Genomic DNA, 18,632 nt, shown 5'->3' on the forward strand with positions numbered 1-18,632 from the left:
CGGGCATTCTAGGGCGCGGGCCGGGGCCCGCTCACGACGGCCGTCGGGCGCCGCCCGAGGTGAGCCGGGCGCGGGCCGAGCGGGCCAGGGTCCGGGCCCGGCGGGCCAGCCGCCGACGGCCGCCGACGCCCACCGCCGTGGACCCGCCGACCGCGGTGGCACCGAGCCGGTCGGCGGCGCCGCGCCGGGGGGCGGTGCCGTACCGGGCGGCGGTGACGTGCGGGGCGTACGGCGGGCGCGGGGGTACGACGGGAGCGCCGAGCGGGACCGGGGGCCGGACGGCCCCGGCGGTCCGCGCGTGCGGCCGCCGGCGGACGCGGATCCGGGCCGCCGCCCAGAGCGCCAGCGCACCGCAGAGGACCGCCGCCGTCCACCCGGCCGGACCCAGCGCGTGATCGGCCGCCCGGACGGCCTGCGGCAGCACCGCGGTGGCCGGCTCCTCGGGCGCCACGGCCGGGGCGGACGCGCCGGCCTCCTGCTCCTCGTCCACCAGGGTGCCGACCGGTTCGACCTTCCCGGCCGCCGCGAAGCCCCAGTCCAGCAGTGCCGCCGCCTCGTCGTACACCTTGGACTGCTGCTCCGGGTGCATCACGGTCACCAGCAGCGTCCGGCCGCCGCGTTCGGCCGCGCCGGTGAAGGTGGCGCCCGCGTTGGTGGTGTAACCGTTCTTCACCCCGATCAGTCCGGGGTACTTGCCCAGCAGCCGGTCGGTGTTGGCGATGTCGAAGGCGGTCCGCTGCCCGGTCGTCAGATCGAGCCCGCCGGGGAACAGCGCGGTGCGGGTCGCGCAGTAGGCGCGGAAGTCCGGGTTGCGCAGCCCGGCCCGGGCGAACAGCGTCAGGTCGTACGCCGAGGAGACCTGGCCGTCCTGGTCGTAGCCGTCCGGGGAGACCACCCTGGTGTCCCGGGCCTGCAGGGCGATCGCCCGCTCCTGCATCTGCGCGACCGTGTGCGCCAGCCCGCCGTTCATGTGCGAGAGGACGTGCACGGCGTCGTTGCCGGAGGCGAGGAAGACCCCGCGCCAGAGGTCCTCGACCCGGTAGGACAGGTTCTCCTTGATCCCGACCAGGCTGCTGCCCGCCCCCACCCCGGCCAGCTCGGCCGAGGTCACCCGGTGCTCCAGCGAGCGGTCGAACTTGGGCATCACGGTGTCCGCGAACAGCATCTTGAGTGTGCTGGCGGGCGGCAGCGGGAGGTGCGCGTCGCGCGCAGCCAACACCTCGCCGGTCGCGGCGTCGGCGACCAGCCAGGAGCGTCCGGTCAGCCCGGCGGGCAGCTCCGGAGCCCCGGGGCGGGGCGCCAGCTGGACGGTCGGGCGCCCCAGCCGCTCGCCGCCGATCACCGACGCCGCGTCCCGCGCCGCACGGGGAACGCCCGCGGGAGCGGGGGCGGGGGAGGGAGCCGCCGTGGCGGCGGCGGGTGCGCCGGCCGCGAGGAGCAGCGCGGCGACCGCACCGGCCGCCGCCGGTCTCCCGGCCAGGGCGCGCCTGCTGACATGGGGTGGCCTCTGCTGCACACGGCGAACGTACCCGGACGACCGCCGCCCCGCCCGGCCCGCTGCTCCGTCCGGGCCCCGCCCGTCGTCCGGTCCTCGGGCCCCGCTCGGTCGGACCGGGCTGGTACGGTACGGGCCATGTTCGTTCCCTGTGTGTAGCCGACCCCGTCGCGACCGCGCCCCGACCGCACTGCCGTCGGCGCGGTCCTCCGGTGTCCCCGCACACCTCCGGCGCGCCGCCGGGCGTTCCCCGCCCGCCGCCCGGTTCTCACCGAGGAACGTTCCCATGCCCTCCTCCGCCTCCGCGCCTTCGCGCGCCCGCTCCGCACGCCCCGGCTACCGCGCCGTGCTCCGCGCCCCGCACGCCGGCCGCACCTTCGGCGCGGCGCTGCTCGGCCGCCTGTCCTACGGCGTGGTCCCGCTCGCCCTGCTGCTCGCCGTCCGCGACGCCACCGGCTCCTACTCCGCCGCGGGCGCGGCGATGGCCCTGTTCGGCCTCGCCAGCGTCCTCCTCTCCCCGGTCAGGGCCGCACTGGTCGACCGCTACGGCCCCCGGCGGGCGCTGCCGCCGATGGCCGCGCTGTACAGTGCGCTGCTGCTCGCCGTGGCCGCCACCGCGCGGCCCGGCACGGCACCGGCGGCGCTCGCCGCGCTGGTCGTCGCCGCGGGTGCCTGCACCCCGCCGCTCGGCCCGGTGATGCGCACGCTCTGGCGCCGGCTGCTGCCCGACCCGGACCTGCTCCGCCGCGCCTTCAGCCTCGACGGTGTCGCCGAGGAACTGCTCTTCGTCAGCGGACCGCTGCTGGTCGGCCTGCTGCTGCCGCTGGTCGGCCCCGCCGGCGCCGTCGTCGCGGGCGCGGCCCTGCTGCTCACCGGAGCCCTGCTGCTGGTCGCCTCGCCGCTCGCGGCGCCGCACCCCCGGGGCGGCGACCGGGAGGGCCGGCAGGCCGGTGCGGACGGGGCGACCGACGGTGGGCGAGGGCGGCGCGCCGGGCGGCTCGGCGGCGGGCGGGCACTGCGCAGCGCGGTGCTCGCGGCGGCCGTGACCGGGCTGGCGCTGGGCGCGCTGGACCTCATGGTGGTCGCCTTCGCCGAGCGGCAGGGGCGGCCGGAGGCGGTCGGCTGGGTGCTGGCCGCGCTCTCGGTCGGCAGTGCGGTCGGCGGCCTCGGGCTCGGAGCGCTGGACCGTCCGCTGCCGAACGCCGTCCGGCTGCCGCTGTTCACGGCCGGTCTCGGCCTGGCGCTGGCCGCCGCCGGGCTCGCGCCGAACCTGCTGCTGCTCGGCGCGGCCGTCGCGCTCGCCGGGCTCTTCGTCTCACCCGCCCTCACCACCTCCTACCTGGTGGCGGACGAGGCGGTCGCCCCCGACGCCCGCACCCGCGCCGGCGCCTGGGTGAACACCGCCTTCAACGCCGGGTCGGCCGCCGGCGGCGCGACCGTGGGCCTGCTGGTCGGCCACCTGCCGCTGCCGCTCTGCTTCGCCCTCGCCGCCGCCCCGGCGCTGGCGTCGGTACCCGCGCTCCGCACGCGCGACTTTGGTGGAGCCCGGTCGCGCCGAAAGTCGGATCCCGCCCCGGACCCGGCTCCCTAACGTCGTGGCCATGAAGAACTTCCTCGGCTTCGTGAGCTTCGTCCTGGTCGTCGGCGGGATCAGCGGCCTGCTGGCCGACCACCTGTGGGGCCTGCGGGTGTTCGGCTTCGTCCGCTACCTCGTTCCCGCCGCCCACCAGACGGAGGGCTACTTCGTGATGATCGGGCTGGGTGTTCTGCTCGCCCTCGGCACCGCTCTGCTGGACCGTCTGGGCGACGGCCGCGACTGACCCCCGGCCCGGGCGGCCCCGGCGGACAGCGGAGGGAACGAACGGTCGGGCGTGGTCCGTTCGACGGTTGACGAGTCGTCGACAAGGAGGCCCGCATGACCAAACAGGCATACGGACGGATCGCGCACCGTCACGTCGAGGCGAACGGCGTCCGGCTGCACGTCGCCGAGCAGGGGGAGGGGCCGCTGGTCCTGCTGCTGCACGGCTTCCCGGAGAGCTGGTACTCCTGGCGGCACCAGTTCGCGCCGCTCGCCGAGGCCGGCTACCGGGTGGTCGCCGTCGACCAGCGCGGCTACGCCCGCAGCGAGCAGCCCGAGCGGGTCGACGCGTACACCCTGCTGCACCTGGTCGGCGACGTCACCGCGCTGATCCGCGCGCTCGGCGAGGAGCGGGCGGTGCTGGTCGGCCACGACTGGGGCGCCCCGGTCGCCTGGACCACCGCGACCCTCCGCCCCGACCTGGTGCGCGGCGTGGCCGGGCTCAGCGTCCCGCCGCTGCCGACTCTCGGCCTGCCGCCGCTGGAGCAGGCCAGGGAGCGGTTCGGCGACGGCTTCTACCAGATCTACTTCCAGCGCCCCGGCGTCGCCGACGCCGAACTCCTCCGGGACCCGCACGCGACGTTCCGCCGGCTGTTCCACACCGGCTCGGGCGACGGCCCGCGCGGCGAGGGGTCGCAGGCCTGGGTGGTCGGCGAGGGCCAGACCCTGCTGGACGGCCTCGTCGAGCCGGAGAAGCTGCCCGACTGGCTGTCCGAGGCGGACATCGAGGCCTTCGTCGCCGACTACGCCGAGCACGGCGAGCGGGCCTTCACCGGCGGCCTCAACTGGTACCGCAACATCGACCGGAACAACGAGCTGCTCGCCGGGCTCCACGGTCTGCCCGTGGAGGTCCCCGCCCTCTACGTGAAGGGGGACCGGGACATGGTCACCTCCCAGATCCCGGAGGAGGCGATGCACCTGCTGCTGCAGCACCTGGCGCCCAGGCTGCACCGGCACCTGACCCTCCCGGGCGTCGGGCACTGGACGCAGCAGGAGAGCCCGGCCGAGGTCACCGCCGCGCTGCTGGACTTCCTGCGGCACCTGGACGGCTGAGGCCATGAAGCGGTGTGCCGCTGTCCCGGTTGCCTAGCCGATGAGGGCCTCGGTGATCTGGCGGGTGGTCTGCGCGGCGACCCGGGGGTTGACGGCGGCGTAGGAGGTGTAGGCGTTCAGGGCCGTGGCCAGCGCCCAGCCGCGGCCCCGGATCCAGGTGGCGTCGTCCACGCCGAGCGCGGCGCGGAAGGCGGCCCGGGGCCCGGCCGACATCAGGGTGAAGGCGATCGTCAGGTCGCAGGCCGGGTCGCCGATGCCGAGCCCGCCGAAGTCGATGACCGCGCTCAGGCGGCCGTCGACGGTCAGCAGGTTGCCGGTGTGGAAGTCACCGTGGAACCAGACCGGAGGGCGATCCCAGCTGGGAGCGCTCAGCGCCGCGTCCCACAGTTCGGTCATGGCCGCGGTGTCGAACGTGCCGTCGACCTTCGCGATGGCGGCCCGCGTCGCCCGGTCCCGTGCGACCAGCGGCCGGACGGTGAGATCCGCGCGGGCGCCCCGGACCGGGATCTCCTCGGGCTCGAACTGCTGGAGGGCGATCAGGAACCCGGCCAGTTCGACGGCGGCCTCGGACGAATGGGCCAGTGCCTCGACGGTCGCCACCTCGCCGTCCAGCCAGCGGGACACCGCCCACGGCCATGGATAGCCGAAGTCGGGCTTCCCCACCCCGACCGGTACCGGGACGGCCAGGGGGAGATGCGGGGCGAGCCGGGGCAGCCACTCGGACTCCTTCTCGGCCTGCCCGACGGCCCCGGAATGGCGGGGCAGCCGGACGGACAGCTCCTCGCCCAGCCGGTGGATCACATGGTCCGAACCGGCCGGGTCGAGCAGCTCCAGGGGCAGCCCGGCCCACTGCGGGAACTGCGTGTCGACCAGGCGCCTGACCAGCGCGCCATCGATCGCGGGACGGGTGTCCGCGATTCTCTCGGTTGCCAAGAGCAGCTCCTGGATTCGGCCCGCCCCGTGCGGCGGGCGGTCGGGGCCATCACAGTGTGTCGCGGGCCCGCCTGTCGACCGGATTTTCCCACCGGCGTCAGCCGGTACGGAACCTCGCGCCCCGGCTTCTGGAAGCCGAGCCGGCATGTCCGCTGAACCCACGGATCCATCCCTGAAGACAGCTGCGACGAGCGCTCGGGCTCACGCTGAACCGTCTTCAGTCTTCGTGAACCCGCGGAGGTTCGTTGGCGAGCCGTTCGTCGAGCTCCTCGGCAAAACGGGTGCGGTAGACGCCGTGGACGATGGTTCCGGGGGACTGGTAGCCCCGGTGCTCCGGGTTCGCGACCTCCTCGTCCCACGGCACGAGCCGGCCGGCGGGCGGCGGAACACGGCCCAGATACAGCTGCGCGGCCTGCTCCAGCGACCGTTCCCCCGTGAGCACCGAGCCCCAGAGCCCGCGGCCCTGCCCGACGATCCACAGGCACAGGTCCTCGGTGTCGTCCTCGGACCAGCCGAACCCGTCCACCCGCACGCCTTCCGCGAAGTCGGCCAGCGCGTCCGCGGCGGCCTCGAACGCGAGCGCGAAGGCTTCGAGGACCTCCCGGGGCCGGGACTCCAGCCACGATTCCAGAGCGGAAAGCCGCGGTCGGGTCGCCTCCAGGGCCGCCCAGAACCAGTCGGGAACCTCGTCGGGCTCCATGGCGGCTCCCTCGTCGAACTCGTCGGACGTGTCGAAGGGGTTGACGGCTGCGGTCGGCACGCGGGCGCTCAGACCGGGAGGAGGCGGGCGATGAACTCGCCCAGCCGGCGGGCGTTGCGGCAGCAGTGCATCTCGACCACCCCGGCGTAGGCGGGGGCGGCCGAGTCACCGGTGCCCCAGAGCGCGGGCTGTTCCGGGTTGAGCCAGTGGACCCGGTGGGCGCGGGCGGCGATGAGCCCGAGGGCGGGCAGGTCGGGATCCCGGTGGTTGGTGCGGGCGTCGCCGAGGATCAGCACGCTGGTCCGCGGGCCCACGGCGTCCAGGTGGCGGTCGGCGAACTCGCGCAGCGCCGAGCCGTAGTCGCTGTTGCCGTGGTAGCCCGTCACCTTGGCCTCGGTGAGGATCCGCCGGGCCAGGGTGGCCGGGTCGCCGCCACCGCGGGTGAGCAGGTCCGTCACCTCGGCGGTGCGGTTGACGAAGGCGAACACCCGGATCCTGCTGAACTGGTCGCGCATCGCCTGGACCAGCAGCAGGGTGAAGTCGGAGAAGCCCGCCACCGAGCCGGACACGTCGCAGAGCAGGACCAGCTCGGGGCGGGCCGGGCGGCGCAGCCGGTGGGCCGGGCGCAGCGGGACACCGCCGGTGGACAGCGAGCGGCGCAGGGTGCGGCGCAGGTCGATGTGCCCCCGTGCCGCCCGGCGCCGGCGCGCGGCCAGCCGGGTGGCCAGCTTCCGGGCCAACGGGTGCACGGTGCGCCTGAGTTCGGCGAGCTGGTCGCGGCCGGCCGCGAGGAAGTCGATCCGGTCGAGGCTGGGCGCGACGGCGCGTTCGGCGACGTGCTCGGTGCCGCGCACCTCGGCCGCCCGCCGCCGGGCCTCGGTGGCGACCATGGCGCGGAAGTCCTGGATGCGGCGGCGGATCTCGTCCGGGAGGAGGTGGTCGTCGAGACCGCCGGTGCCGTCGGCACCCGCGCGCAGCGCCGCCAGCACCCTCGCCAGCAGGGTCTCGGGGGCGAGCCGGCCGAGGGCCTGGTGGGCCGACCAGCCGTCACCGCCGGGCCGGCCGGAGCCGCCGGCGGTGCCGTACCGGCCGAACGCGGCCACCGCTTCGCCCGCGAGCCGGGCCTGGGCTGCCCGGTCGTCGGCGGCGAGGGCGGCCGCGATCCGCTCCCTGAGGTCCTCGCGCAGCGCGCCGGGGTCCGGGGTCGCGGGGGCCGGGGACGCCGGGACCGGGGCCGTCGGGTCGGCCGGGGCCGTCGGGTCGGCCGGGGCCGGGTCGGCGGCCCGGCGGACGGCCTCCGGATCGCCGACGCCGAGCGGGAAGAAGAGGTCGAAGGCGGGGTCGAAGACCGCGCGCTGCCCGTCCGAGCGGAGCAGGGCGGCGGCCAGCCCGGCCCTGACCTGCTCGCGGTCGGCGAGGCCGAGGACGTCCAGGACGGCGGCGGCGTCGACCGTCTCGGCGGGACCGATCCGCAGGCCGTGGGTGCGCAGCGCGCGCACGAAGCCGGTCAGCCGGGCGGCGAGGTCGGCAGGGTCGGCGAGGTCGCCGGGGTCGGCAGGGTCGGCGAGGTCGACCGCGTCGGGAGCCGACGTGGCGCCGTCGCCGGCCTGCGCGGGGACGGTCATGCGAGGGTGAGCTTCCGTGCGGCCTTCAGCACGTCGTCCTGGTGCTTGAGGACCACGCCGAGGGTGGCGCGCACGACCGTCTCGTCGAGGGTGTCGGCGCCGAGGGCGAGCAGGGTGCGGGCCCAGTCGACCGTTTCGGCCACCGAGGGGGCCTTGCGCAGCTCCATCGCCCGCAGCGCGCCGACCACCCGGACCAGTGACTCGGCCAGCGCCGCGTCCAGGCCGGGGACCCGCTGCCGGACGATCCGGCGCTCCAGCTCCGCCTCCGGGTAGCCGAGGTGGAGGAACAGGCAGCGACGGCGCAGCGCCTCGGACAGCTCCCGGGTGGCATTGGAGGTGAGCAGGACGAACGGGCGGCGGCTCGCCGTGATGGTGCCCAGCTCGGGCACGGTGACCTGGAAGTCGCTGAGCACTTCCAGCAACAGGGCCTCGACCTCGACGTCGGCCTTGTCCATCTCGTCGATGAGCAGCACGGTCGGCTCGTCGCCGCGGATGGCGGTCAGCAGCGGCCGGGTGAGCAGGAACTCCTCGCCGAAGATGTCGGTGCGGGCCGCGTCCCAGCCCTGGTCGCGTCCGGCGGTGATCCGCAGCAACTGCTTGGCGTGGTTCCATTCGTAGAGGGCGCGGGCCTCGTCGATGCCCTCGTAGCACTGGAGCCGGACGAGTCGGGCGCGGCCGGTGGCGGCGACGGCCTTCGCCAGTTCGGTCTTGCCCACGCCGGCCGGTCCCTCGACGAGCAGCGGCTTGCCGAGCCGGTCGGCGAGGAAGACGGTGGTCGCCACCTCGGTGGAGGCGAGGTAGCCCGCCTCGGCCAGCCGGGCGGCCGTGTCGGCCACCGACTCGAAGAACCGCGTGCCCTCGGCGCCCATGCGTGCCCCACATCCCCGTCGTCCGGTGTCCGTGGGCAGCACCCTACCGGTGGGTCACTTCGCTGTCCCGGTCGTCCTCGGACGCGGCCGTGCCCGGCGCGGCCGGAACCCGGCCGGCGGCACGGGGCCGCCGGCCGGGTGCTGTCACCGGCGCCGCAGGGTCGTCAGTTGACGAAGACGACCGGGTTCCCCGGCACCGAGATGTCGCGGACCGGGCCGTAGGTGGCGGTGAAGTAGCCGGTCGCGAAGCAGGTGCTCGGGCCGGAGGACTTCGGCAGCGCCTGGCTGGCGAAGCCGATGGTCTGGCCGACGTTGTTGGTGGTGCCGTTGAGGCCGCCGGCGCTCTGGTAGACGCAGGTGATGGGGCCGAGGATGGTGTTCAGCACCACGGTGGTCTGCACCGGGCCGCCGCCGGAGCCCGTGCTGAGCCAGACCGGGAAGCCCGCGGCGTCGCTGACCGAGTTGGTGTAGGCGAGGTTGTTGACGGTGATGCTCTTCACCCCGGTCACGCCGATCACGTTCGAGGTGCAGTTGCCGAAGGTCTGGGTGTTGAGCGCCTCGGTGGCGGTGCCCGGGGCGGTCGGGTTGCTGAGCACGGTCGCGGAGAACGAGGAGGTGGCGCACTTGATGCCGCTCGTTCCGGTGGCGCTGGAGAAGAAGTTGGCGGTGGTGCCGCCCACCAGGTCGGCGGTCAGCACGTCGCCGACGGAGACGTTCGGTCCGGCGAGCGCGGTGTGGGTGAGCACGGCGACGGCGGCGGCCTGGGCGGGGGCGGCCTGGGCGGGGGCGACGGTGCCGGCGGCCAGCATCGCGGCGGCGGCGAGGGCTGCGGTTCCGAGGGTACGGCGGATGCGCATGAGGGTGTGCCTCTCCGGGCGATTCGGGTGGGGGCCGTGCGGTCGGCGGGGGTGCGCGCGGCGGCGTCGGCCGCGGCGTGACCGCGACGGGGTGGTGCGGGGTGGGGAGCCGCGGACGGCGACTCGGCGGGCCCGGCGCCACGGGCCCGCCCGTACGGGCGGCGGTACCGGCGGCACGACGCTGTGCGGCGGGTACGGCACGGCCCGGATCGACCGCTCACGGCCGGCCTGGGCCGGCCGCGGTCGAGTACGGCTGAGTACGGCGGGATGGTGCGCGGATGGAGCGAGGGTGGGGCGGGAAGGTGCGTTCGGTGCAGGGTGCACGTCGGCGGCTGCCACCGCCGGGCATGCGTTCGCCATACTGAGCAGTCGGAACGCGTGCGGGCTTCCGGCGGCGTCCGCCGCGAATTGGAAACCCGCCAGTGTTGTAAACCGGACGTCGCGTCAGTGTCAAGAAGAAGCACAGGAGTTGGCGGATGAGACCGGAAACCCGTCGGAACGCCGAAACCGCCCTGCTGCCCGGCGCGCGCCCCGGTCGCGACCCGGCCCGGTCGATCAAGCGCGGCCCGAGCCGGTTGCCCCCGGGGGTGGTCGCCGCGACCCAGCGCGAGCGGCTGCTCGACGGTCTGGTGCTCACCGTGGCGCAGCACGGCTACCAGCGTGCCACGGTCAGCGACATCTGCCGCGCGGCCGGGGTGACCAGGCCGGTCTTCTACGAGCTGTTCACCGGCAAGGAGGATGCCTTCCTGGCCGCCCACCGCTACGGCACCGGGGTGGTGGTCCGGCGGATGGCGGCGGCCTTCGCGGCGGCGCCGGACTGGTGCGCCGGGATCCGCGAGTCGCTGCGGGCGATGCTCGGGCTGCTGGCCGGGGTGCCGGCCTTCGCGACCATGGCGGTGATCGAGTTGGACGCGGTCGGCCCGGCCGGGCGCCGGGAGCGCGATCAACTCCTCACCCGGTTCCGGGCGTTCTTCGCCGAGGTGCCCGAACTCCCGGCCGGGGTGGCGGCGGAGGCGATGGTCGACGCGGTGGTCGGCGGCGTCTACTGCGCCCTGCAGCGCCGCATCGGCGCCGGTCGCACCACCGAACTCCCGGACCTGCTGCCGACCTTGAGCCTTTTCTGCCTCGCCCCTTTCCTCGGACCGGCCGAGGCGGCGCGCCGCCTGGAGCTGGAGGTCATGCCGTAGGGCCGGTCTCTTGGGGAGGGCGGGCCACCGGGCGGGAGAAGCGGACGATGATCCTTCGTGCACCCGTATTGACCTCCTCAATACCGGGCAGTAGCTTCCCAGTTACCCATTGCGGCCCGACCGGTCCGCCCCGCTGCCGAGGGGCGGTCCCTCCCGGTCGTGCCGCAGAACGCTGTCCGCGCCAGGGCAACGTGCCAGTGACTGCCCGTCCCCACCACCCGAGGGAGCACACATGGCCACGTCCGAGGACGCAGCCCCGACCACCGAGAGCACCACCGCGGCGGCGCCCGCGCAGCGCAGAGGCCGGGTCCGGCTGAAGCGCACCGCGCTGATGGCCGTGCCGGCCGTCGCGGCCGGCGCCGTGCTGATGACCCTGACCGCGCAGGGCGTGCTCGCCGCCCAGTTCGAGATCTCCGGCATGGCGTTCACCGTCACCGCCGACAGCCTGGACGGCAAGGGATTCGAGCAGTTCGGCAGCCTGGACCGCATGATCGAGAACAGCCCCAACGCCGGGGACACCGGCGGGCAGGTGCTGGTCGCGGTCTCCGCGATCAAGGAGGCCTCGCTCACCAAGCTCTGCCAGAGCGTCGAACTCGGCGGCATCAACCTGCTGATCAAGGCCGGTGACGCCGGGACACCGGTGACCGCCACCGACCTCACCACCGACTCCGACCTGCTCACCGGCGACGCCGAGTTCACCAACATCGAGATCGGCGGCGACGCGAGCACCTTCACCAAGGCCGGCGTCAAGGGCCTGCCCGGCGTCTTCGGGCAGCAGGCCGACACCGTCAAGATCAAGAACCTGCGGCAGCACAACTACGCCACCACCGCCGGCGCCTTCAAACTGCCCAACCTGCGGCTGAGCTTCAGCTCCGAGGGCTGCTGACGGTGGCCGAACCCGAGCCGACGCCCGCGGCCGTGCCCGAGTCGACGCCCGTGCCCGAGCCACTGGCCCAGGCCGAGCCACAGGGCCGGCCCGAGCCACTGGCCCGGGCCGCGGGCGAGGGCCAGGCCGCGCCGGCCACCGCCGCCCGGACCCGCCCCGCCTGGCGCGGCTGGCGGGGCCGGCGGCCGTTCTGGGGCGGAGTGCTGATCCTGTTCGGCGGCGCGGAGATCCTCTTCACCCTGCGCGCCCCGCTGCCCGTCGTCCTGCACATCGGGCTCCAGGGGCTGTCCGGCTACCTCGTTCCGACGGTGATGGTCCTCTGCGGCCTGCTGGTCCTGTTCAACCCGGCCCAGCGGCTGTTCTACTCGGTCCTCGCCGTGCTGGCGTCGCTCGGCAGCTGGCTCACCTCCAACCTGGGGGGCTTCCTGATCGGCATGCTGTGCGGCGTGATCGGCAGCTGCCTCACCTTCGGCTGGCTCCCCGACCAGCCCCCGCGCCGCCGCCTGCTGCGCCGGGGCCAGAGCGGTCGGAAGGCCGCAGACCCGGCCGGCGTCTGAGGCGGTCGCGGCCGGCGCCGACGCAGACCCCGCGTCCGGCGCCGCCGCGACCGGCCCGCTTCCGCGCCCAGCGTGATCCGAAAGAGAGGGCCCCGTCCCCGGCGATGGGAGAGCGCCGGGGACGGGGCGCCGTGCCACCTGCCGGTTCGTCGACAGGCCGGTAGTCCTCTTCATGGGGCGCGACCCGGTCCGGTGGTCCCGGTCGACCAGGGACCACCGGCCCTGTCCGGAGCGCCGCACGGGGCCGTTTACTGGGCCTGTCCACGGTTTGGCCACCCCCTGCCCGAAGCCGGGCCGTCGGCTGTCCGAACGGTGAACAACCGTCGTCGGGACGGTGTCTGACAGGTGATTAGGCTTCGCTTCCATGGACCTGGACACCACCATCGGCACCACCGAGTACGACCGGTTGATCGCGCGCCACCACGCCATGCGCCTGCGCCGGCAGATCCTGGCGCCGGCGCCGTCCTTCGCCGCAGCGCCGGCCGGCCCGGGCGGCGCGCCCGACGGCGGCCCCCGCCCCGTGGCCGGCCAGGATGCCGACGGGTACGCCAGGGGCCAGGACGGCGCGGCCGACCAGCGGCTGATCCTCGGCAGCCTCGGTCTGGTCACCCCGTTCGCCGATCTGATCGACCACCTCTACAGGTTCATGTTCCGCCGCCGCCCCTTCCTGCGCGCGCTGTTCCCGGAGTCCATGGAGTTCCAGCAGGTCCATCTGGAGCGGATGTTCGAGTACCTGATCGAGCACCTGCACGACCCCGACCGGCTCTCCGCCACGCTCGCCCAGCTCGGCCGCGACCACCGCAAGCTGGGCGTCCGTCCGGTCCACTACGAGGCCTTCGAGGAGGCGCTCTGCGAGGCGCTCCGGTACCGGGCCGGCGCGGGGTGGAGCGTCGAACTGGAGGACGCCTGGGTGCGGATGCTGCGCTTCGCCGTCCGGTCGATGGTGGCGGGCGCGGAGTCGGCGCTCACCGAGCCCCCGTACTGGCACGCCACGGTGGTCGGCCATGAGCGCCGCCGCGCCGACCTCGCCGTGCTGCGGGTGCGCACCGGCGAGCCGTACCCGTACCGGGCCGGGCAGTACGGGAGCGTCGAGCACCCGGCGCTGCCGCACACCTGGCGGCAGTACTCGATGGGCAACGCGCCGCGCGCCGACAACGAGCTGGAGTTCCACGTCCGCCGTACCGGGCCGGGTGGGGTGAGCGCGGCGCTGGTGGAGCACACCGCGGTCGGCGACCGGCTGCGGCTCGGCCCGCCGCGCGGCACGCTGATGCCGCAGGACGACACCCGGGACCTCCTGCTGGTCGCCGGAGGCACCGGGCTCGCCCCGATGAAGGCGATCGTCGAGGAGCTGGTGGAGCACCGCCCACGCGGTCGCCGGGTCCACCTGTTCGTCGGGGCCCGGGCCAGGGCCGACCTCTACGACTGGCCGGCCCTCGCCGAACTCGGCGGCCGCAAGCCCTGGTTGGAGCTGGTCCCGGTCGCCGACGACGCCGCCGACGGCCCCGCGGGCCCGGGCGGCCGGCTGGCCGAGGCGGTCAGCCGGGCCGGTGACTGGTCCCAGCACCTGGCCTGCGTCAGCGGCCCGGCGGGCCTGGTCGACGAGGTCCGCACCCGGCTGGTCGCCTCCGGCCTGCCGTCCACCCGGATCCACCACGACCCGGTGCTCAGCCGCCTCTGAGCGCGCCGCCGGGCCGACACCCCGGAACCCGCCGGCCGCGGCCGCGACCTACCGGTAGCAGTAGGAGTCCGAGGAGGCGTCCCCGCCCGCCAGGTGCGTCTGGTGCACCCGCAGCCCGCGGAACTCCTCGCCGTGCGGGAAGAACCGCGGATCCACGGTGAGCCCGCCCTGCTCCGGGTCGGCGTCCAGCTTGACGATCCACGGCTCGATGCCGTCCGGGTAGAACTGGTCGTCCCAGGACCCGTACAGCGAGTTGGTGAGGTACACCCGCCGACCGTCCCGGCTGATCTCGACCATCTGCGGCGCGCCGCTCAACGGGCGGTCCGGCTCGGCCGGGTGGGGCGTGCGGGCGGTCACCCCGCCGAGCCGCACGGAGGCGGTCAGGCGTGGATGGAACGGGTCCGAAACGTCGTACTGCAGCAGCTCGCCCGTGCCCCAGGCGGAGACGTACAGCCAGCGGTCGTCGACCGACAGGTTGATGTCGGTGACCAGCGGCGGCACCGCGCCGAACGGCTGCAGGACCGGCGGCAGGTCCTCGGCCTTGGCCGGCTCGGCGGGGATCTCGATCACCTTGCGCGCGGTGAACGCCTCGCCGTCCCGGTACCAGAGCCAGACCGAGGCCGAGAGGTCCTCGACGTTGGTGACCACCCCCGCGAACCCCCACTCGGCCTGCGGGTCGTGGGCCGGGCGCAGCTCCAGCACCATCTGGTACTGGTCGCCCAGGTCGATCCGCTGCAGGTGCCGCCCGGAGTCCAGCTCCCAGAAGTGCAGCGCGTGCCCGTACTTGCGGCCCAGCAGCAGCTCCGGCACCACGCCGTCCTCGACCATCCACGGCGTGCCCCACTCACTGGTGACCCCCACGTTGGTGCCCAGGTGCCACCACACGTCGTAGGCGAAGTTCTGCGGGCCGCGCTCGGTCTCCCAGGGGCGCAGCACGTCGAAGGTGGTGTGGTCGAGCAGCGCGACCCCGCCGGGGCCGTCGCCGCCGGCCGCCGCGCCCAGGCAGGACAGGAAGACGCCGTCCGGTCCGCAGTGCAGGGTGTGCGGGCGCGAGTAGCCGGCTCTGGCCGCCAGCTCCTCCGGCGTCACCGTCTTCACCAGTGCCGGGCGCACCGGGTCCGGCCGGGTGTCCAGGACGTGCAGCCGTGAGGAGCGCAGGCCCGGCAGCAGCAGGTAGCGCCGCTCGGCGTCGTGGTGGCCGGCGTGCGCGAGCGCGCTGGAACAGGCGTTCCAGCCGAAGTGGTGCAGCTCGTCGCCGACCCCGGGCATGTCGGTGAAGTTGAGTACACGCCCGTAGCTCGCCGACTCCGGATCGGTGTCGACGGTGATCAGCGCGTCCGGCCGCTGCGCCGACCGGTCGAAGCCCGCCACGTAGGCGAGCTTCTCCGGTGGCGCGGCGATCGCCTCGGCGGGCGTGCGGTACAGGGAGGGATCGCTGTGGCCGGAGTGCCGGTCGTCCTGCGGGCCGTGTCCATGCGGCATGCTGGCTCCTCAACTCGCCTGTTCGGCAAGGGAAGTGACAGGGGCCCGGGTAGCCTTCCACAGACCCGCGGGCGCACAGCAGGCGCACGGGGAGCGGGTGGGGGGCCGGGGGCGGCGCGCCCCCGGCCCGGCCGCGGCGGTGCGGACGGTTCAGCTCACCGGGAGTGGGAAGTACGCCCCGAGCCAGCGGTCGAGCTCGGCGAACACCCGGGTGCGGGCCGTCTCCGCGGACAGCACGAGGTCGTGCATGCCGCCCTTGATCCGCACGATCGTCACATGGCGGCCCAGGTGCGGACCGGCGGCCGCGATGTCGTCGGCGCGCAGCACCGCGTCCGCGTGGTGCAGGGCGGCGTGCCAGCGGGTGGTGGAGATGGACGCGGTGGAGGCCATCAGCAGCACCGGCACGTCGATGCCGAGCCCGCGCCGCAGCTCCCGGTGGCCGCGCTGGACGGCGGCCAGCCAGCCGGCGAACAGCGGCACGCCCTCGGCCGGCTTGAGCCTCAGGTCGAAGTCCCACTCGCCGCGGAAGTCGCGGTGCAGGCTGTGCACGTAGTGCGGGTTGAGCGCGGAGGGCAGCACCCGGGTGGGCGCCAGGCGGCCGATCGCGTCCAGCGCCGGGGCGCCGAGGGTGCGGACGGCGGGTGCGGCCGGCATGGAGAGGAACGGGCTGTTGAGGAACAGGCCGTCGACCAGGCCCCGCCCGGTGCGGCGCCCGGCCCACAGGGCGGCGATCAGCCCGCCGGTGGAGTGGCCGTTGACCAGCAGCCGGGTGTGCCCGTCCAGCTGCCGGATGATCCGCACCGCCTCGTCCAGCTCCTCGTCGTACGTCGCGAGGTCGCGCACGAAGTTCGGTGACTGGTGCGGGCGCAGCGAGCGCCCGTACTTGCGCAGGTCGAGCGCGTAGAAGGAGAAGCCGGCCGCGGTGTAGTGGTCGGCGAGGTGGGTCTGGAACCAGTAGTCGTTGTAGCCGTGGATGTACAGCACGGCCTGCTGCGAGCCGGGGACGAGCCGGCGCACCAGGGTCGCCGAGACCTCGCCCTCGTCGTCCGGCCGCAGCGGCAGCTCGGCGGCCTCGTAGGGGGCGCCGAGGATGTCTTCGCGGAACTCCATGGCCACGGGCACCCACTCTCTGCTCGGAATCTCGGGGTAGCACGACGATACCGGCCGGTAGCCTCCGGCGTGACGGCGACTCGGGCCGGGCGCCTATGCTGCGGACATGCCCGAGATGCCCGAACCACCCACCCCGTCCCCGGCCGGCGAACCCCTGCCGGTGGCGCGGCGCACCGACCTCGGGCAGGCGAAGCTCCTCCCCGACATCGACCACGACGGCGGCTGGCTGCTGACCCTCGACGACACCCCGCAGTCCTACGTCGACCTCGGTGACCCGACCCACCTGGAGTTCGAGTACACCCGGCGCCTCGGCCACCTCGTCGACGTGCTCGCCGAGCCCGGCCGCCCGCTGCACGCCCTCCACCTGGGCGGCGGCGCGCTGACCGTGCCCCGCTACCTGGCCGCCACCCGGCCCGGCTCGCGCCAGCGCGTGGTGGAGGTGGACGGCCCGCTGCTCGCCCTGGTCGAGCAGCACCTGCCGTGGCAGGGGCCCGGCGTCGACATCACCGCCGAGGTGGGGGACGCCCGCGCCGCGCTCGCGGCCGCCGCGCAGGCCGCTCCCGGCTCGCTGGACCTCGTCGTCGCCGACGTCTTCCACGGGTCGCGCACCCCCGGACACCTCACCTCGGTGGAGTTCCTGCGGTCGGCGGCGGCCGTGCTGCGCCCGGGCGGCTGCTACGCCGCGAACCTCGCCGACGGCCCGCCGCTCGCCTTCGCCCGCGCCCAGGCGGCGACGCTGCGCGCCGTCTTCCCGCAGGTCTGCCTGATCGCCGAGGCGCCGGTGCTGCGCGGGCGCCGGTACGGCAACATCCTGCTGGTCGGCTCGGCCGCCCCGCTGCCGGTCGCGGACCTCGGCCGTCGCCTCGCCGGGGACGTCTTCCCGGCCCGGCTCACCGAGGGCGCCGACCTCGCGGCCTTCACCGCCCGTACCGCGCCGGTCACCGACGCCACCGCCACCGACTCCCCGCCGCCACCGGACGGCGCCTTCAGCGTCGGCTGAGCGACGGGCCCCGGGCGTCCCGGCGCGCCGAACCGTGCGCACCGCCGTCCGCACGGCCCCCGGTGTCAGAATCGGCGGGTCCGCGCGGGGGACGCCCGCCACGTCCGAGGAAGCGAGCGAGAGATGAGCAGCGTGGAGCGGCCGGAGCTGTCGGCGGTGCCCGAGACGGCGCTGTGGACGCTCTGGCAGCGTGCCGTCGAAGCCCGCCGGCCCGATGCCGTGCTCCGTGACCCGAAGGCGGTGGACCTGGTCGAGCGGATCGACTACCCGTTCGCCGAGCGGTTCGGCACGAGCGGCTCCCAGTCCCAGTTCCAGGCGCTGCGGGTGGCCTGCTTCGACCGTGAAGTGGCGGACTTCCTGGCCCGGGAGCCACGCGGCACGGTGGTCTGCCTGGGCGAGGGCCTGGAGACGCAGTACTGGCGCGTCGACAACGGCCGCGCCCACTGGCTCACCGTGGACCTCCCCGAGATGGTGGCCCTGCGCGAGCGCCTCCTCCCGCCCGGCCCGCGGCGGCGCTATCTGGCCGCCGACGCCACCGACCTGCGGTGGGCCGACGAGGTGGACCACGACCGTGCGGTCCTGGTCACTACGCAGGGCCTGTGCATGTACCTCCCCCCGGCCCAGGTGAAAGCCCTGATCGCGGGCTGCGCGGACCGGTTCCCCGGCGGCTCCATGGTCGTGGACGCCGTACCGCGCTGGTTCGCACGGCTCACCATGAGCGGGAAGATGCGTACCGCCGCCTACCAGGTGCCCGCCATGCCCTGGGCGATGGACGCCGGCGAACGCGACAAGCTCCGCACCGCGAGCCCGGCGGTGACGGCCGTCCGCGACGTCCGCCCGACGGGCGGACGCGGTCTCCTCGGCGCCCTCCTGCCCCTGGCCCTGACCGCCCCCTGGCTGGCCGCCCACCGCCCCTCGGTCACGGTCCTGAACTTCGCCGAAGGCCCCGAAGCGGCATAGACGAGCAGCAGCACCCACCCCGGTGGAGCATCGCGGCTTCCGGCCGGCCGGAGTTCAGGAGATTGTGCACGTTCGCTCTGGGACGGTGGCCCTGCACGGAACCAACGGCCGGGCCAATCCCGGCCGTCACATGAAGATGGGCCTCTCGCCAGGATGCGGGAAACGCCACGAGGTGCAGAGGCGCTCCCTGTCCGGCCACCCCGTCAGGATCGGTTCGCACGGCGCTCGGCGCCCCATGCGACGAGCGCGAAACCGGTGGCGGTCCAGAAACCGGGAGCCCCGTACGCTCGCCCGGACAGGAACGAGCCGGCCACGGCGATGACGGCCACGGTCAGGGCCGTGGCGAAGCAGGCGTTGGAGAGCGCTCGGTACCGGTTCATGT

General features: G+C 74.9%; 18 protein-coding genes. 9 read left to right on the top strand and 9 right to left on the bottom strand.

Annotated features, from left to right (window positions below):
• Nucleotides 1–31 precede the first annotated feature (31 nt).
• Nucleotides 32–1,516, bottom strand: coding sequence for a D-alanyl-D-alanine carboxypeptidase family protein (locus tag ACFVVU_RS01210; protein ID WP_380683730.1), 1,485 nt, complete (start codon nt 1,514–1,516; stop codon nt 32–34).
• Between the two features lie 265 nt (nt 1,517–1,781).
• On the opposite strand from ACFVVU_RS01210, the gene ACFVVU_RS01215 reads away from it, so the two are divergent.
• From ACFVVU_RS01215 to ACFVVU_RS01225, 3 genes are all read left to right on the top strand, one after another.
• Nucleotides 1,782–3,086, top strand: a complete 1,305-nt coding sequence (locus ACFVVU_RS01215) for an MFS transporter (protein ID WP_387787473.1) — start codon at nt 1,782–1,784, stop codon at nt 3,084–3,086.
• 10 nt (nt 3,087–3,096) lie between these two features.
• A complete protein-coding gene (locus ACFVVU_RS01220; protein ID WP_380683732.1) occupies nt 3,097–3,315 on the top strand; it encodes a hypothetical protein in 219 nt (72 codons plus the stop codon).
• A 95-nt stretch (nt 3,316–3,410) separates the two neighbouring features.
• Nucleotides 3,411–4,406, top strand: coding sequence for an alpha/beta fold hydrolase (locus ACFVVU_RS01225; protein WP_387787475.1), 996 nt, complete (start codon nt 3,411–3,413; stop codon nt 4,404–4,406).
• 33 nt (nt 4,407–4,439) lie between these two features.
• Here the strand turns inward: ACFVVU_RS01225 and ACFVVU_RS01230 are convergent, their stop codons facing one another.
• The 5 genes from ACFVVU_RS01230 to ACFVVU_RS01250 form a co-directional block, all read right to left on the bottom strand.
• Nucleotides 4,440–5,339 carry an aminoglycoside phosphotransferase family protein gene (locus ACFVVU_RS01230; RefSeq protein WP_387787478.1) on the bottom strand — a complete coding sequence of 300 codons (900 nt, stop codon included), beginning with the start codon at nt 5,337–5,339 and terminating at the stop codon, nt 4,440–4,442.
• A gap of 217 nt (nt 5,340–5,556) precedes the next feature.
• Nucleotides 5,557–6,039, bottom strand: a complete 483-nt coding sequence (locus ACFVVU_RS01235) for a hypothetical protein (RefSeq protein WP_380683735.1) — start codon at nt 6,037–6,039, stop codon at nt 5,557–5,559.
• A 68-nt stretch (nt 6,040–6,107) separates the two neighbouring features.
• Nucleotides 6,108–7,664, bottom strand: coding sequence for a VWA domain-containing protein (locus tag ACFVVU_RS01240; protein WP_387787481.1), 1,557 nt, complete (start codon nt 7,662–7,664; stop codon nt 6,108–6,110).
• A complete protein-coding gene (locus tag ACFVVU_RS01245; RefSeq protein WP_387787484.1) occupies nt 7,661–8,533 on the bottom strand; it encodes an AAA family ATPase in 873 nt (290 codons plus the stop codon). Before ACFVVU_RS01245 ends, ACFVVU_RS01240 begins: the two co-directional genes overlap by 4 nt.
• Before the next feature lie 164 nt (nt 8,534–8,697).
• Nucleotides 8,698–9,390 carry a Tat pathway signal sequence domain protein gene (locus ACFVVU_RS01250; protein WP_380689614.1) on the bottom strand — a complete coding sequence of 231 codons (693 nt, stop codon included), beginning with the start codon at nt 9,388–9,390 and terminating at the stop codon, nt 8,698–8,700.
• Nucleotides 9,391–9,866: 476 nt separating this feature from the next.
• On the opposite strand from ACFVVU_RS01250, the gene ACFVVU_RS01255 reads away from it, so the two are divergent.
• The 4 genes from ACFVVU_RS01255 to ACFVVU_RS01270 all read left to right on the top strand — a co-directional run bounded on the left by ACFVVU_RS01255 (nt 9,867) and on the right by ACFVVU_RS01270 (nt 13,698).
• Entirely contained in the window at nt 9,867–10,577 is a 711-nt protein-coding gene (locus ACFVVU_RS01255) for a TetR/AcrR family transcriptional regulator (protein ID WP_387787487.1), read from the top strand.
• Between the two features lie 232 nt (nt 10,578–10,809).
• Nucleotides 10,810–11,463, top strand: a complete 654-nt coding sequence (locus ACFVVU_RS01260) for a DUF6230 family protein (protein ID WP_380689610.1) — start codon at nt 10,810–10,812, stop codon at nt 11,461–11,463.
• Between the two features lie 2 nt (nt 11,464–11,465).
• Complete coding sequence (locus ACFVVU_RS01265; RefSeq protein ID WP_387787490.1) at nt 11,466–12,020, top strand: DUF6114 domain-containing protein; 555 nt, start codon at nt 11,466–11,468, stop codon at nt 12,018–12,020.
• 364 nt (nt 12,021–12,384) lie between these two features.
• The gene (locus ACFVVU_RS01270; RefSeq protein ID WP_387787493.1) at nt 12,385–13,698 is read left to right on the top strand and encodes a globin domain-containing protein; all 1,314 of its coding nucleotides are present in this window, start codon (nt 12,385–12,387) and stop codon (nt 13,696–13,698) included.
• A gap of 48 nt (nt 13,699–13,746) precedes the next feature.
• On the opposite strand, the gene ACFVVU_RS01275 is transcribed toward ACFVVU_RS01270, so the two are convergent.
• Both ACFVVU_RS01275 and ACFVVU_RS01280 read right to left on the bottom strand, forming a co-directional pair.
• Nucleotides 13,747–15,180, bottom strand: coding sequence for a selenium-binding protein SBP56-related protein (locus tag ACFVVU_RS01275; protein ID WP_387787495.1), 1,434 nt, complete (start codon nt 15,178–15,180; stop codon nt 13,747–13,749).
• Nucleotides 15,181–15,330: 150 nt separating this feature from the next.
• Nucleotides 15,331–16,290 (bottom strand): alpha/beta hydrolase, encoded by a 960-nt coding sequence (locus ACFVVU_RS01280; protein ID WP_380687658.1) that lies wholly within the window; start codon nt 16,288–16,290, stop codon nt 15,331–15,333.
• A 106-nt stretch (nt 16,291–16,396) separates the two neighbouring features.
• Between ACFVVU_RS01280 and ACFVVU_RS01285 the strand changes: the two genes are divergently transcribed.
• On the top strand, nt 16,397–17,290 hold the full coding sequence (locus tag ACFVVU_RS01285; RefSeq protein ID WP_380687655.1) for a spermidine synthase: 894 nt from the start codon (nt 16,397–16,399) through the stop codon (nt 17,288–17,290).
• Nucleotides 17,291–17,413: 123 nt separating this feature from the next.
• Nucleotides 17,414–18,250 carry a class I SAM-dependent methyltransferase gene (locus ACFVVU_RS01290; protein ID WP_387787499.1) on the top strand — a complete coding sequence of 279 codons (837 nt, stop codon included), beginning with the start codon at nt 17,414–17,416 and terminating at the stop codon, nt 18,248–18,250.
• Nucleotides 18,251–18,453: 203 nt separating this feature from the next.
• Here the strand turns inward: ACFVVU_RS01290 and ACFVVU_RS01295 are convergent, their stop codons facing one another.
• On the bottom strand, nt 18,454–18,630 hold the full coding sequence (locus ACFVVU_RS01295; RefSeq protein WP_387787501.1) for a hypothetical protein: 177 nt from the start codon (nt 18,628–18,630) through the stop codon (nt 18,454–18,456).
• Nucleotides 18,631–18,632: the final 2 nt, after the last annotated feature.

Source organism: Kitasatospora sp. NPDC057965 (genome assembly GCF_042887135.1).
Lineage (GTDB): Bacteria > Actinomycetota > Actinomycetes > Streptomycetales > Streptomycetaceae > Kitasatospora.